Origin of the sequence: Sulfurospirillum diekertiae (genome assembly GCF_002162315.1) — a bacterium.
In the GTDB taxonomy this organism is placed as follows: Bacteria; Campylobacterota; Campylobacteria; order Campylobacterales; family Sulfurospirillaceae; genus Sulfurospirillum.
This window is the reverse complement of sequence record NZ_CP021416.1, coordinates 608,402-623,627: the sequence shown is the minus strand read 5'-3', so window position 1 is coordinate 623,627 and position 15,226 is coordinate 608,402. Positions and strand designations below refer to the sequence as shown.

General features: G+C 38.2%; 14 protein-coding genes and 1 pseudogene. 5 read left to right on the top strand and 10 right to left on the bottom strand.

The genetic code is table 11. The features are described 5' to 3' along the window. Nucleotides 1-112: 112 nt before the first annotated feature. Genes fliN through Sdiek1_RS03195 form a run of 4 tightly spaced genes read left to right on the top strand, consistent with a single transcriptional unit; the run spans nt 113 to nt 2,582 of the window. Entirely contained in the window at nt 113-424 is a 312-nt protein-coding gene (gene fliN, locus Sdiek1_RS03210; RefSeq protein WP_087437865.1) for a flagellar motor switch protein FliN, read from the top strand. Further along, a complete protein-coding gene (locus Sdiek1_RS03205) occupies nt 421-1,287 on the top strand; it encodes a hypothetical protein (protein ID WP_087437864.1) in 867 nt (288 codons plus the stop codon). The genes fliN and Sdiek1_RS03205 overlap by 4 nt, the downstream gene beginning before the upstream one ends. A gap of 6 nt (nt 1,288-1,293) precedes the next feature. Then, nucleotides 1,294-2,223: an AEC family transporter gene (locus Sdiek1_RS03200; RefSeq protein WP_087437863.1), complete on the top strand. Its 930-nt coding sequence runs from the start codon at nt 1,294-1,296 to the stop codon at nt 2,221-2,223. Beyond that, complete coding sequence (locus tag Sdiek1_RS03195) at nt 2,220-2,582, top strand: hypothetical protein (protein WP_087437862.1); 363 nt, start codon at nt 2,220-2,222, stop codon at nt 2,580-2,582. The genes Sdiek1_RS03200 and Sdiek1_RS03195 overlap by 4 nt, the downstream gene beginning before the upstream one ends. Here Sdiek1_RS03195 and Sdiek1_RS03190 read toward each other — a convergent pair. The 8 genes and pseudogenes from Sdiek1_RS03190 to gltB all read right to left on the bottom strand — a co-directional run bounded on the left by Sdiek1_RS03190 (nt 2,576) and on the right by gltB (nt 12,836). Beyond that, nucleotides 2,576-3,514, bottom strand: coding sequence for a tRNA dihydrouridine synthase (locus Sdiek1_RS03190; RefSeq protein ID WP_087437861.1), 939 nt, complete (start codon nt 3,512-3,514; stop codon nt 2,576-2,578). The two genes, Sdiek1_RS03195 and Sdiek1_RS03190, sit on opposite strands and share 7 nt — an antisense overlap. Beyond that, nucleotides 3,511-4,521 (bottom strand): fatty-acid--CoA ligase, encoded by a 1,011-nt coding sequence (locus Sdiek1_RS03185; RefSeq protein WP_087437860.1) that lies wholly within the window; start codon nt 4,519-4,521, stop codon nt 3,511-3,513. Before Sdiek1_RS03185 ends, Sdiek1_RS03190 begins: the two co-directional genes overlap by 4 nt. Nucleotides 4,522-4,531: 10 nt before the next feature. Then, complete coding sequence (gene dksA / locus Sdiek1_RS03180) at nt 4,532-4,891, bottom strand: RNA polymerase-binding protein DksA (protein WP_087437859.1); 360 nt, start codon at nt 4,889-4,891, stop codon at nt 4,532-4,534. A 53-nt stretch (nt 4,892-4,944) separates the two neighbouring features. After that, on the bottom strand, nt 4,945-5,400 hold the full coding sequence (locus Sdiek1_RS03175) for a 23S rRNA (pseudouridine(1915)-N(3))-methyltransferase RlmH (protein WP_087437858.1): 456 nt from the start codon (nt 5,398-5,400) through the stop codon (nt 4,945-4,947). Beyond that, on the bottom strand, nt 5,397-6,275 hold the full coding sequence (gene accD, locus Sdiek1_RS03170) for an acetyl-CoA carboxylase, carboxyltransferase subunit beta (RefSeq protein WP_087437857.1): 879 nt from the start codon (nt 6,273-6,275) through the stop codon (nt 5,397-5,399). The genes Sdiek1_RS03175 and accD overlap by 4 nt, the downstream gene beginning before the upstream one ends. A gap of 22 nt (nt 6,276-6,297) precedes the next feature. Beyond that, complete coding sequence (locus Sdiek1_RS03165) at nt 6,298-7,023, bottom strand: inositol monophosphatase family protein (RefSeq protein WP_087437856.1); 726 nt, start codon at nt 7,021-7,023, stop codon at nt 6,298-6,300. Nucleotides 7,024-7,026: 3 nt separating this feature from the next. Then, nucleotides 7,027-8,409 (bottom strand): glutamate synthase subunit beta, encoded by a 1,383-nt coding sequence (locus tag Sdiek1_RS03160; protein ID WP_087437855.1) that lies wholly within the window; start codon nt 8,407-8,409, stop codon nt 7,027-7,029. Nucleotide 8,410: 1 nt separating this feature from the next. After that, a pseudogene (gene gltB, locus Sdiek1_RS03155) lies at nt 8,411-12,836 on the bottom strand (glutamate synthase large subunit). 240 nt (nt 12,837-13,076) lie between these two features. Between gltB and recO the strand changes: the two are divergent. Beyond that, nucleotides 13,077-13,694 carry a recombination protein RecO gene (gene recO / locus Sdiek1_RS03150; protein ID WP_087439810.1) on the top strand — a complete coding sequence of 206 codons (618 nt, stop codon included), beginning with the start codon at nt 13,077-13,079 and terminating at the stop codon, nt 13,692-13,694. A gap of 81 nt (nt 13,695-13,775) precedes the next feature. On the opposite strand, the gene Sdiek1_RS03145 is transcribed toward recO, so the two are convergent. Together Sdiek1_RS03145 and Sdiek1_RS03140 are read right to left on the bottom strand one after the other, a co-directional pair. Next, nucleotides 13,776-14,531, bottom strand: coding sequence for a tRNA 2-thiocytidine biosynthesis TtcA family protein (locus Sdiek1_RS03145; RefSeq protein ID WP_087437854.1), 756 nt, complete (start codon nt 14,529-14,531; stop codon nt 13,776-13,778). After that, nucleotides 14,518-15,219, bottom strand: coding sequence for a 5'-methylthioadenosine/adenosylhomocysteine nucleosidase (locus tag Sdiek1_RS03140; RefSeq protein ID WP_087437853.1), 702 nt, complete (start codon nt 15,217-15,219; stop codon nt 14,518-14,520). The genes Sdiek1_RS03145 and Sdiek1_RS03140 overlap by 14 nt, the downstream gene beginning before the upstream one ends. Nucleotides 15,220-15,226: the final 7 nt, after the last annotated feature.

The following is a 15,226-nucleotide window of genomic DNA, read 5'->3' as shown; positions in this document are numbered from 1 at the left end:
CATTTCATACCTTAATAAACAATTTAAACAAAATAAACTATAATAAGATGTATACACCAAGGTTTGGAAGAGTTTTTGCTTTGTTAGCTTAACCATCTGTAAAGGAATAGCATTGGACGCAGTCGATCAAGAGTATGTCGCACGCAAACTTCTCTCAGGATTTGAAAATCTTTTAGACATTAGTGTTGATTTTGTGGCGGAACTTGGCACGACCAATATTACGATTCAAAAGCTTTTAAAACTCGAAAAAGGCTCTGTCATCGACCTTGAAAAACCTGCCGGTGAAAGTGTCGAACTTTATATCAACAACAAAATCTTTGGTAAAGGAGAGGTTATGGTGTATGAGAAGAACCTCGCCATCCGTATCAATGAAATCCTAGACTCCAAAACCGTCATCCAATACTTTAAAAAAGAGAATCTATGAGAATTTTCTTTGCCCTTTTAGCATTATGGTCATGGGTAAGCGCTTCCAATTTGTTAACGTATAACGTTTATGAGCGAAGTGACCGTGTCGATATTATGCTCTCGTTTGATGCGCCACATGAAGGCAGTATCTCTCAAAAAAGTGATGCCACAACTATGACTCTTACGATTAACGATCTTGGTTACGATAAGATGATCGAAAAGAGCATTAACTCTAACATTATTCAAGAACTCACCATCATTCCAGAAAAAAATAATACCCTCAAAGTTGTGCTTAAAAGCGATAAAAAAGTCAGTGTTGTTGCCTCTAAAACGGTTGATGGCTTTGGACTTCGCATACGAAGTAGCATTATGCAAGGACCCACACAAAGCTCAGATGCAATAACTTCACCGCTTCCTACATCGTCGACGTCGTCAACGGATTTTATTGATACACGCTACATTCTTGTCATCATCGTTTTACTCGCTTTGGTTGTACTAATGTTTTGGATCAAAAGACGCCTTGGCATTCAAACATTCAAACCAATGTCTGCCAAAGGTGGCAATGGTAAATCGTGGTTATTTAACCCAAAAACGGGAACGCAACAGGAAGTCAATGTTCTCCATAAAAAACAGATTGACAACCAAAACAGTGTGGTGCTATTTGAATACGGTACGATCCGCTACCTTGTAATGACTGGAAATTCCAATGTACTTTTGGAAAAATTTCAAAACGGTGAAGTCAAAGATGACAACGATTTTGAAAAAGTTTTTGAAGAGAACCGCAGACGCTTGGATGATTACCTCAAAATTCAAGACAATAAGCTCAGCACGTATAAAAATAAGGCTTCTGCTGATTATACTCCCTATGATGAGACACGTTAAGACCTTATGACCATAGCTATTTCCATTTTGTCTATTTACGCCTTTATTTTGCTAGGCTTCATGGCAAAACGTATGCTCAAAGAAGAGATGAATGAAAAAGGGATGATCCTTCTTTCCATCTACTTCTTACAGCCTATGCTTTCATTTTGGGGACTTTCCAGTCGTCCGATTGATTTTTCATTGCTGCAAGCGCCTTTTTGGTACTTAGCCATCTCTTTAATCTGTGTCCTCATCAGTTCTATCATCGCCTTTGTTTTTTTTAAAGAAGACATTAAAGAAAAATCCATCATTACCATCTGTGTTATTATTGGAAATACAGGCAATCTAGGTATTCCTTTAGGGATTGCACTCTTTGGTGATGCCTCTATTTTGTATATGAGTATGATCAACATCACCAATGTCTTTATCGTTTACACCCTCGGTGTTTTTTTCTACTCCAGAGGGAACTTTAGCATCAAACAATCTTTATTTAATATTGTGAAATTGCCTGTTATCTGGTTTGCAGCGCTTGCCCTGCTTCTCAATATATTTGACATTAAACTCCATCCAGCAATGCAAAAACCTTTAGAGATGGGTGCATACTGTACCATGGTTATTCAACTGGTCATTTTTGGCATGTACCTTTACAATATTAAATTGCGTGATATTAACGCTAAACTCCTTTTACATGTAAGCTTTATTAAGTTCATTATCACACCACTCATTGCAGGCGTTATTCTCTTTGGTATACTGGATTTAGAACCGATGGTTGCCACACTTATTTTCATTGAACTGGTAGTGCCTTTGGCTGTTACTAATGTCAATTTAGCGGCATTGTATGAATGCAGACCTTTAGATGTTACCGTACTTGTTTTTTTTACATCACTGATTTTTATACCGTTTTTTATTCTTATCAGCAACCTCTTACACTATCTTAATATCATCAACTTACCATGAACATTAACGATAAAGACGCACGCGTAAAATACATTAGAGCGTTGGAACGCTTTTTGGGAAGTTGTGTGAATGCGCTTAAAAATGAAAATTTTGATTTTCTTTTGTTTGTAAAACGTGCAGAGAAAGGGCTTAAAACATTGCAAAAAGTTGAGCCTGTCAGATTAGACTCTACGTATACTAACTTATTGCAAAATTACGTTACTTTGGTTTCAAATAGCATTGCTAACCTCGAAGGAATAGACATTGAAGAGACACACAGACGTCTCTTAAAAGAGGCTAACTTACTGGAGAAAGAGAAATATCGAGGTAGTTATAAAAAGGATAAACACAAAGCGCAAGGCTTTGATGATGGCTATTGAGCAAAGAAGGTTGCAATCGCTTCTCGCATGAGTATTTCATCTTCGATGCGGTTAATTTTATCTCTAAATTCAGACGCTTCGCGAAACCCTTTTGAGTAGGTATGCAGATGCTTACGAAAAATAGCAAGTCCCTTTTCGCCGTAAAAATCTATCATGGCATCATAATGCTCTAGAACAATCTCCAAAATTTTTGTCTTATCCACGTGTGTCAGCTCATTTTTGATTTGGTAAAAAATCCATGGATTTCCAACAGCACCTCGCCCAATCATCAAACTATTACATCCTGTGACCTCTTTTACATGTAAAGCTTTTTCATAGCTGACGATGTCACCATTGGCAATCAGAGGGATTTTAACAGATGCCCGTGCTCGCGCTATGGCTTGGTAGTCAACTTCTGCTTTATAAGCCCCAGCACGTGTTCTGCCATGCATACTCATAAAATCAACCCCAGCACTTTCGCACGCTTGTGCGATCTCTTCAGGAATCTTGGTGGTAAAGCCTAGACGCACTTTAGCGCTGGTGTAACGTTTGTTAGAATAGGTTTTGATCGTCTCAATAATTTTTTGCATATGAGGAAGGTTAAGGAGCAGTGATGAACCTGCCTCTTGGGAGATGATCTTGGGCACAGGACAGCCGCAATTGAGATCGATCCCATCAATACCTTCAATATCATTCAGAGCTAGCACAGCTTCTTTAATCGACACTAAATCAGATCCAGCAATTTGAACGATGTAAGGTGTCTCTAGCGGTGATTTGGTAATCATCTTAAAGGTCTTCTCGGAACCATAACGCAAAGCATTGGCACTAATCATCTCGGAGAAAGTGATATCTGCACCAAATTTTTTAACAACGGAGCGAAAAGGAAGATCGGTAAAACCAGCGAGGGGTGCAAGGGCTAAAATACCCTTGCTAAAGTCTATCTCATGAATCATAAACGCAAGAATTTTTCGATATCAATATTTCGGCCATGATCTCGTAAGAATAAAATGGTTTTAAATTTCACAAAATCTTCAGGATCAGAATTGAGTAAAAGCTCACGAATTTTATCAATCATCTGAAGATCATAAAGTACATACAAGTATGCATCGGCTGCAACTGCACCTTTAGAATTATAAAGTTTTTCAAAGAGCGCAATGAGCGCATCTGGAGTGAGTTTAATTTTGATTTCATGGGCAAGTTCAAGGTAATCTGCACGATCTGCATTGAAATGCTCTAGCATGTCTTCAATGGATTTAATATCCATATCAAAACTATCATCAGCGTCCAAATAACGCTCCATCATACGACGGAAAGTACGTTTTTCTGGTGGAAAATCATATCGTTTAATTTCATTAAAACTTGCAAAACCAATCAGCGCATCATACGCTTGACGGCAGAGTTCATTCTCAAGCTCTTTACAATTTTTCAATACTTCAAGCGCAAAACGTGGCTCAACTTTAAGACGATTAATACTGTTTTGAATAACAAGAGGATTTGCTTTAGCCAATCTGTATTTTTTAAGGTCTTCATAATTACCATTGGCTACACTAACGGCTACGGCACATACCTTAGCAACATCTTCTTCAAGGAATGTTGTAGGAAGAGCTGGATCAAAGCGCATACATTGCAGAACCTTACCTGCAAATTTAAAACCTTCCGTTTTATACGAAGTCGTAACTTCTTCTCCCAAAATACGATTTTTAGTCGCTTCTTGAAAAAGTTCACTATCTTTTTTCAATGCTCTTTTGTACAAAAAATCTTTAAAATTATAAAATACCAAATGCCCGATAGAACCAATAACCAAAAATAAAATGGGAAGTACAATCCAAAACGCTACCGGTAGAGTCATTGAGAAACTAAACAGCTCAAGTGTAGTGCTGCCACCATTAAAACTATAGACATAAAGTCCAATAGCTAACATATAAATTAGTGTTACAAGAAAATAGCGTTTGATTCCCATGTCTTCCTACCTACTTATTTTTTGCTGATTTTTCAATAATCTCACGGCATACGATGCAATAACGTGCATGTGGCTTAACTTTGAGTCTTTGAAAACCAATTTCCTCTTCACACATTTCACAAATGCCGTAACTGCCATTTCTGATTTTATTAAGTGCAAATTCTATCTCGCTAAGCTCTTTCATTTGTTGTGTACTGATAGCCTGCTCGATCATACGGTCTGTACTGACCGAAGCATGATCTGCTTCATCACCGACATCGGTATCTTTAAGATCATTGATTTCTCGCATTGAGTCTTCAATATTCTTTTTAATTTGGACTCTTCTCTCTTTAAGAAGGTCTTCGAAATGCTTTAGCTCGTGCTCTCTCATCCTTTGTTTCCTTTACAAAAAATTGACCTGAAATAAACCTACATTATAATCAACTATTTATGATAGGGATGATTGTTTTTTATACATAATCCCCTATAAATCTGCTCAAATAAAACCACCTTCGCGATTTTGTGCGCATATGTTAATCTACTTAAACTTATAATCTTTTGAGTTTTGCCTAAAAAGGCTTCCTCAAACCCAAAAGCACCTCCGATAAAAAAATTAATCGTAACATCTTGATCAAAGAGAGAACTAAATTGTTCACTGCTTAGCTGTTCACCTTCTACATCAAGTGCGACATTGTACCCTTTTAAATGGGATTCATACGCTTTTGTGTAGGAAATTTTAGCTTCTTTCTCTCCAATCATCTGAGCTGCTGCAATTTGCTTGTTAAAAATCTTAATCTCTTCAACTTTTGCAAAGCGAGAAATCATTTTAATATATTCAGAGGCAATGGCTTCAAGGTTTTTATCACTACTCTTTTCGATCGTGAAAACCTTTACATTCATGCTTTGAGTCTTAGCTCAAATGCATCATTTTTACAACTCTCGCCCAAAAGCTTTAACAGATCTGCTACCACTTTTTTCATATCAGTACGGGTAACAATCATATCAATTAAACCATGTTCAAGTAAAAATTCTGCTTTTTGGAACCCTTCTGGAAGATCAGCTCCAATAGTCTGTTTAATTACTCTCTGCCCTGCAAATCCAACAAGAGCACCTGGCTCTGCCATGATAATATCGCCCAAAAAAGCAAACGATGCACTTACCCCTCCCATCGTAGGATCGGTAAGAATGGAGATATACGGTAATTTAGCATCCGCTAGTTTGGCAAGAGCTGCGGAAGTTTTAGACATTTGAAGTAACGAAAACGTACTCTCTTGCATACGTGCGCCACCACTGGCACTCACGATCACCAAACCTTCTTTATTAGCCATTGCGCGGTTAATGGCACGAACAATCTTTTCACCTTCAACCGAACCCAAACTTCCACCCATAAAGGCAAAATCAAAGACAACAATTTGTGCATTCACACCATCAATACGACATGAGCCACACGCAACAGAAGAGTTATTACCTGTTTTTTCTTGCGCCTCTTCAATACGTTTTTTATATGATTTTTTATCCACGAATTTAAGAGGATCAATTGGCACTAAATTGGTATCAAACTCAACAAAACTACCTTCGTCACATAATTGTTCAATACGTTGTTTTGCTGAGATACGCATGTGGAAACCACATTTAGGGCAAACATTAAAACGTTGTTCAATCTCTTTATAATACATTAATGATTGGCACGCACTGCACTTGACCCAGTGGCTTGGAGCTTCACTTGGGGTAGATTGTGCTTTTCGGATCTTAGAGAAAATTTCTGCAAATCGCATAAGTTTTTATCCTCTTTTAAAGCTAATTGCTTATAAATAAACTTTTTATTCTAGCAAAAATTTCCTTATCTTTGCTTACAAGGAAAATATCGCCTTCACAAAACGTGTAAAGATCCTCACACATAAATAGCCCCGCTTCTATATCATACGTGCGCATTTTACCTTCATACAAAACAAACGAAACATCGTGTGCATAGGCTAGTGAGAGGGCAAAAGCACCTGGAGAGCGGTACTTGATTTTAGCAATTTTAAGCGTGTCATGTACCCTAAGTGAACAGTACGATCGCTCAAAAATTCCCACCTTTGAAAAAGCATTACATGTAACAGGACTTAAGGTATTTTTTTCTAATTTTCCACGACGCAAACCCATTTCATCTTTGATAAAAATATCGCCATTTGCAAGATTAGTAATAATCGCTTTAGTGCATTTATCATTTTCAAAATAGGCAATAGAAGTGCCATAATAAGGAAGATTTGAGAGCAGATTATCACTGCCATCTATGGGGTCGAGTACAATACGAATCGAGGAGGTAGGATTTTCAATCACCCCACTCTCCTCGGAGACAATCGTCCCAAATGGCAAAAGATGTTGAATAAAAATTTTTTCTGCCACGAGATCAATGCCTGAACTCAAATCTCCTCCAGCACCAATCGCAAAAGATTGATAATGAGACTCTTCCAACCCTTTTACATGTAAAAGCTGAAAGAGCTCTCTATTGGCTTGCAATGCGGATTCAATAAAGCTCACGTATTATCCAAGCAATTTCTTAATAATGTGCAATGCAGCTTCTTTACCCTCTTTTGCAGCCGTAACAACCAAGTCAGAACCTCGCTTACAATCTCCACCTGCGTAAACGCCTGATTTCGTTGTTTGATATTCACTATTGACCATAATGACACCCGTTTTTGAAACTTCAATGCCATTTTCAGCTAAGAAAGTCGGAACAGCTGGGCTAAATCCAAGAGCAAAAATAATAACATCTGCATCAACCCTAAATTCGCCACCTTTAACGATTTCAACACATTGACGACAGTTGGCATCTTTTGCACCCAAGATGGTTTTGTTCATATCAATACCGATCACTTGTCCATCAGAGTTTACCAAAATCTCTTTTGGCGTAACGTTATAGACAAACTCAGCACCCTCTTCGATCGCATTTTTAAACTCTTTTTTAGAGCCTGGCATATTGTATTTATCGCGTCTATAAAGGCAAGTCACACTTTTGGCACCTTCACGAATAGACGTTCGTAAACAATCCATTGCCGTATCACCACCACCGATGACCACAACATTTTTACCTTTGACTTCAAATTTTTTATCGTAACTCTCATTGAAAAGTTTTTTCTGAATTGAGCGTAAAAAATCAATCGCCATAAAGACACCATGTGCATTTTCATTGGCAACATTGGCTTTACGAGGATTTTCAGCCCCTATGCTTAAAAAGAGTGCATCATGGCTATGGGCAATCTCATCAAAGCTAATGTCTTTACCGACATTTGTGTTTACATGTAACGTCATACCGGCGTCTTGAAGCCATCTCACACGACGGGCTACGACTTCTTTATCAAGCTTAAAACCAGGAATTCCGTACGTTAAAAGTCCGCCAGCCCTATTTTGTCTCTCATACATACTGACGGCAATACCCGCTCTGAGAAGATAGGTAGCACAGGCAAGCCCCGCAGGTCCTGCACCAATAATCGCGACTTTTTTCTTAGTCGTAATACCTGGAAAAGTAGGTTTAAGACCTTTTTTAAAGCCCTCTTCGGAAATAAAGGTCTCAATCGCACCAATCGTAATGGCACCATGCCCATCATTGAGGGTACAATCCCCTTCGCATAAACGATCTTGTGGACAAATACGCCCTGTAATCTCAGGATACGGATTGCTCTCATTGGAGAGATTAAACGCAAGATCACGCTTCATGGCACTCGTCGCTTTGAGCCAAAAAGGAATGTAGTTATGCAAAGGACATTTACTATGACAAAAAGGATCACCACACTGTATACAGCGATCCGCTTGCAAAGAGGCATCTTCTTTACTCAAAACTTCATAAATTTCTTTAAAATCTTTGACTCTATCTCCGCTTGAGCGTTTTCTAGGCTCGCATCTCTCTTCATTAATAAAATTTTGCATCTTAGTCTCCTTGCTCCGGATTGAGTGGTACCTTCGTCATATCTTTAGGTCTCACTATCCAAAAATCTCTTACCGCGTGGCGGAAATTATCTAAAATTTGTGTTGCTTTAAAGCTTGCTGTTTCATTAATATGCGTTCTAAGTAAGCGTTTTTAAGAAGTGACGTGCTTCATCCATATCATCCGTATCAATACGCTCTGCAATCACAAGTTCTTGGTTGAGTTTATCGATAAAATCACGTGTTTCATCGTAAACAAATGCCACACCACCTGTCATACCAGCGCCAAAATTCACACCCGTATCACCGAGAATGGCAACCACACCACCCGTCATATATTCACACGCATGATCTCCCGTACCTTCAACGACAGACGTTGCACCAGAGTTTCTAACACAGAAACGTTCCCCTACATTACCAGCAATATAAAGCTTGCCACCGGTTGCGCCATACAAACAGGTATTACCAGCACAAGAGTAACCTCGCCCTTGGTATTTTGGGGCAATAACGATTTTTCCACCGTTCATACCTTTGCCCACATAATCGTTTGCAGTACCTTTGAGGTTGATGCTAATTCCATTGGCTAAAAACGCCCCTAATGATTGTCCAGCAACACCATTGAGTCTAAAGACGATGCTATCATCTTTGAGCCCTTTATTGCCGTAAAACTTCGCAATTTCACCACTGATGAGTGTTCCAAAACTACGATTAGTATTGCAAATACTTTTATGCATCACAATTTTTTCATCTGGATTTTCAATTACTTTATAGACATCTTTCAAAATCTCTTTTTCAAATTCATTTTTATCAAATGGATCATTGGATTTACCATTGTGGGTATTTGGACCTTCCAATCTCATGAGAATAGAAGAAAAATCAAATTTTTTAGCAAAGGCATCATCAACAACGCTTAAAAGATCACTACGCCCAATAATATCTTCCATCCTCGTGTAACCAAGATGCGCAAGTATTTCTCTCACATCCTCGGCGAGAAGTGTGAAGAAATTGATGAGTTTATCCACCGTTCCTACAAAATGCTCTCGGAGTTTTTCATCTTGTGTCGCAACACCTACTGAACAACGGTTTAGGTGACAAACACGGAGCACTTTACACCCAATAATCGTTAAGGAAAGTGTTCCAAACGCATAACTCTCTGCACCTAAAAGAGCAGCTTTAATAACATCTAAACCTGTTTTTAAACCACCATCGGTTTGAAGATGAACACTATCACGTAAGTGGTTTGCTTTAAGGGCATTATGTGCCTCACTCAAACCAATTTCCCAAGGATTGCCCGCAAATTTAATTGATGTCAGAGGCGCTGCTCCCGTACCACCGTCACCGCCTGAAATAATAATTTTATCGGCATACGCTTTAGCCACACCGGCAGCAATCGTTCCAACGCCCGCAGTAGAAACCAGTTTCACGGTAATAATCGCTTCTGGATTGATCTGTTTCATATCGAAAATAAGCTGTGCCAAATCTTCAATCGAGTAAATATCATGATGCGGTGGCGGTGAAATCAGTGTCACTCCTGGAATGGTGTAACGAAGACTTGCAATAAGAGGCGTTACTTTATGCCCTGGAAGTTGCCCGCCCTCACCTGGTTTTGCCCCTTGTGCCACTTTAATCTGAATTTCTGTGGCAGAGCGTAAATACTCAGGAGTAACACCAAAACGACCTGATGCAATCTGCTTAATGCGTGAGTTTTTATTACTTTTAAGGCGTTCAGGTGATTCACCACCTTCGCCTGAGTTACTCATACCACCAATTTTATTCATCGCTTCACCCAAAGCCTCATGGGCTTCGGGAGAGATGGAACCCAAACTCATGGCTGCGGTTGAAAAACGTTTAAAAATAGCTTCTTTGGACTCAACTTTATCCAACGCAATTGGCTCACGATCGGATTTAAGTTCAAAAAAGTCTCTAATCATCTTTAGTCCACGACTATTGATGAGCTTCGTAAATTCTTGAAAATCTTTTTTCTCACCACTCATCGTAGCTTTATGAATCGCATGGATAGCATGAGGATGATAGTCATGGTGCTCTTGTCCATCAATATATTTATAAAATCCACCAATTTCTAATGGGAAAAGTTTTTTAGTGATATTAAGTTCATACGCATGATGATGATTACGACTTAAACGCTCTTCAATGTCCTCATAACTAAGACCCGGTATAAGAGAAATCGCACCGTCAAAACATTCATGGACGACATCTTTTCCAAGACCTAACACATCAAATAGTGCAGAATTTCGATACGATGCAAGCGTTGCAATACCCATCTTTGACATAACTTTTAAAAGTCCTTGCCCAAGAGCATGATTCACATTTTTGAGTTTTGTCCTAATCTCATAAGAGCCCATTTCACTTTTTTTGCATTCATCTAAGATCGTACCGTAGAGTAAATAAGGATAAATAGCACTTGCACCAAAACCAATCATACATGAGCACGAATGTGTATCAAGTGCCTCTCCAGAAATTGCTATAATCGAAGTCAATGAACGTATACCTTCATCAAGAAGCACTTGGTTAACACGACCAATAACCAAAAGCATCGGTATTGGTTTGAGTTTTGTATTTATTCCTCGATCATCCAAGAAGATAATACGAATACCCTCATTTTTAACGGCTTGAGCGATATCATAGGCCAAATCTTCCAAACTTCCTTTAAGATTGTCTTCAAAGAGGGTTGAGAAGTAGCGGTTTTTATATTCATCTTTATAACGTGCTTTGCTTGGATCCCCAAAAGAGTCTAAGAGTTCAAATTTTTCTTGCATCAATATCGGTGAAATTGATTTAATACGGATAGCATGCTCTTGATTTTCTTCTAAAATATTGCGAATCTCGCCAAAGCTCGTATTTAAACTCATAACCACTTTTTCACGAATAGGATCGATTGGAGGGTTGGTAACTTGTGCAAACTTTTGTTTGAAGTAGTCACTAAAATTGCGTTGGACATGGCTGAAAGCAGCCATTGGCGTGTCATCACCCATTGAGCCAACACCCTCTTTACCATCTTTCATCATTGGTTCAATAACCATATTTTTAACTTCTTGGGTAATGTTAAAATAACGTTGTTCTATTTCAAGATTCTCACGTATATAATCTGTTGTTTTTGAAAAAGGAATATCTACAAATTCTTGTAAGTAAACAAGCCCTTTGTTTAGCCATTCAGTATACGTATTAGAACTTTTAAGGTAATCATTAATGTCATCATTTTTCATGATCTTACCAAATTTAAGATCCACACCAATCATCTGACCACTTTGTAATCTACCTCGTTCAAGAATATTGTCTTCTTCAATATCTAAAACACCATACTCAGAAGAGATGATGATACGATCATCTTTTGTAATAATATATTTAGCGGGTCTGAGACCATTTCTATCGAGTACACAGGCAATATGGCGACCATCAGTTAAAGAAATGGCAGCAGGTCCATCCCACGGCTCGAAATTAATACTTGAAAATTCATAAAAAGCTCGAAGCTCTGAGTCCATATGAGGTGCATTTTGCCATGGAGCAGGAATGAGCGAACGTACCGCTTTAAAAAAGTCAAATCCATTAATGAGCATAAATTCAAACATATTGTCTAAACTAGCGCTATCGCTCACATCATTCGTCGTCAATGGATAAAGTTTTTGTAGCTCTTCATCAGAGAAGATACTACTCTTCATGCACTCACTTTTAACCTGCGTATTAAAACGATTGGCTGAAATAGAGTTTATTTCACCATTATGTGCAAGGGTACGAAAAGGTTGAGCCAATTTCCATTTGGGGAGTGTATTGGTCGAAAAGCGTTGATGAAAAAGTGCGAACGTTGCTTTAAAATCACTATCGCTTAAGTCTGGGAAAAAGGTTTTGATGTAAGTTGGCATCACTAGACCTTTATACGAAATCACTTTGCTTGAAAAAGAAGCAATGTAAAAATCAGGCTCACTTGCAAGTCTTCTTTCAACTATTTTACGAGTAAGATATAGCAATGCTTCAAAACGTTTTGTTGCAACAAGGGAAGAAGAAGTTACAAATACTTGTATGATTTGAGGAAGTGAATCAAGTGCTAATTTTCCAAGGGCTTTGGTTTTTACGGGAACATCTCGATATAAAAGAACTTTGAGATCGTTTTGTTCACAGGTCTCTTCAAAAATTCTTTTTTGTTCATCTGTCGTTAAAAAAATCATAGCAACAGCAAATTGCTTTGGAAGATCTACTCCTAATTTGTGTGCCTCTTTTTTCATAAACTCAGCAGGCATAGAGAAAAGGAGTCCGCTACCATCGCCACTTTTGCCATCTGCAGCAATAGCGCCCCTGTGCATCATTCTTTCTAATGCGCAAATTGCATCTTCAACATTTTCATGGGTTGGAATGTTTTTTATGTTTGCGATTAATCCAAAACCGCAATTGTCTTTAAATCCTGTAATAAGATCCATTTCACAAGCCTTTTGTGGAATTTTCATCAAAATTCTGACGAAATCTGACAAATTTTTAAGCTAAAAGCGAGCGGATAATACATTAAAAATACTTATTTTTCAATAAAACACTATTTTTCGATGTTTGATCTATTTTCTTATCATATTTTAAATTAATTGTCAATTAAATTTAAAATATAAATTATTAGAATTAATTTTAAATTTTAATAATAAGAAAATGTAGAGATGCTAAAATTCCTTATGCAAGGATATATTATCAATTTGAATCGCGTAAAAGATGAAGATTTAATTGTCACCATTTTAACGCAAAATAGCATTAAAACGGTTTATAGATTTTACGGTGCTCGCCATTCCACAATTCATTTAGGCTATAAAATAGACTTTGAAGCGATTCCCTCTATCAAATCAACGCTGCCTCAGCTTCGCTCCATTATGCACCTAGGGACGCCTTGGAATAATCAACGAGAGCGTATGCTTATCTGGCAACCGTTCATCAGACTTTTTTATACACATCTCAAAGATATAGGAACCATTGATAGTTTTTATTTTGATCTTTTAGAACAGAGTTCATCTATTTGGCAGATACAAAATCCTAAACGTATTGCCATCGAAGCGTATATCAAGCTTTTAGAGTATGAAGGAAGATTGCACGATGATTTTATCTGTTTTAATTGCGAAGAACCTATCTTAGAAGATTTAACACTCATCCGAGGTTTTTTACCTGCACATAAAACCTGCGCTTGGAATCAAACCTTTGATCTTTTACATGTAAAGCAGCTTTTTGAAGAACAAAGTACCATAGCACTTGATGATGAGCAAATCAATGTACTCTGGAAGATTTTATTGGAAGGATTTTGATTTTAACGCAGGATGTTAGGCAAAGCCTAGCATCCTGCGTTGCGCTTTGCCTTTTTTGAAGCAGAAATGTATTCCGTTATATTATTGCTCTAAAAAACGTACATCACTAAAACTGGATGTTTGGATATTTTCAAATGCTTTTTTCAGTGAAATGAAAAGATCTGGATTCTCTTTTTCCATACCAATAAGCATTTCTTTTGTACGAGCACGCATAATGGGCATTTTGACATCAAAACGCATTGCAGGACAGGCTTCATCTCCAATAATAGGCATATGTGCATCATTGGCACAATCCCGTAGTTGACGTTCGCGCACATGAATGAGTGGACGAATCACCCATAAACCATTTTGTGCTTTATAAATAGGTGGCATTGAGCGAAGTGCCCCATTATGTGAGAAGTTCATAAAAAAGCTCTCCACAGCATCATCTAAGTGATGCGCAAGAGCCAATTTACGGTAGCCATGCTCAAGAGCATAGGTGTAAAGAGCACCTCGTCTCATGCGTGAAAAGAAACTGCAAAAAGAGGAGTTTTCCCGTATCTTATCTTGTGCAAGATCGAAAATCTTTGTATCGACAATTTCATGATCAATTTCATGCTCTATGCAATGGTTGTGTAAAGCCTGAAGATCTTCGCCCATCCCATAAGCAATTGTAACGGCCTTAAATTCAAAATCAAAGGGAGCAACACGTTGCATGTGTTTTAAAACATGTGCAAGGCTGAGTGAGTCTTTACCACCACTGAGCCCTAGCAAAATTTTATCACCCTCATTTATGAGGTTATAGCGTGCATTGGTACGCCCAGCGATGCGTAAAAGGCGTTTACTAATTTCGATCATAACTGAGTTCGTCCAACATCGCGATAATAAACTGAGCACTCTCTTTAGCGGAGCTCACTAAGAACTCATCAAAACTAAATCCTGCGTCCATATCCGCAGCATCACTAATAGCACGAAGCACACAAAAAGGAACATTAAGCGCATCACAAACCACAGCGACTGAAGCACCTTCCATTTCTGTCGCATCCGCATTAAATGTCGAATGAATCCACTCTTTTTTTACACCATCGCAAATAAATTGATCGCCCGTGGCAATAATGCCCTCAAGCAATTTAATGTTTTGAGCCGATGCAACTTTTTGAGCCAACACAGTCAAAGCTTTGTCTGTTTCAACATAGACAGAACCTTCAGGAACATAACCGTGAGGATGACCGAATGCAGTAATATCAAGATCATGTTGAGCAAGCTTTGTGGCTACGAGCAAGTCGCCTACTTTTAATGAAGGATTCAGGGCACCTGCGACACCTGAAAAAAGGAGCTTTTGTGCTCCAAATTTTTCAATCAGCGTTGAGGCTGTCAAACTAGCATTCACTTTACCAATCTTACTGTAAGCGATCACTAAATCCATACCTTTATACGATGTGGTGTAGTAACTATTTTTGGCAAACTCAATAGTTTTATATTTCTCAAAAAATTCTAAAAGTGGGGTGATCTCTTCAACCATTGCACCCATAATAGCTATTTTCATCTTCTTC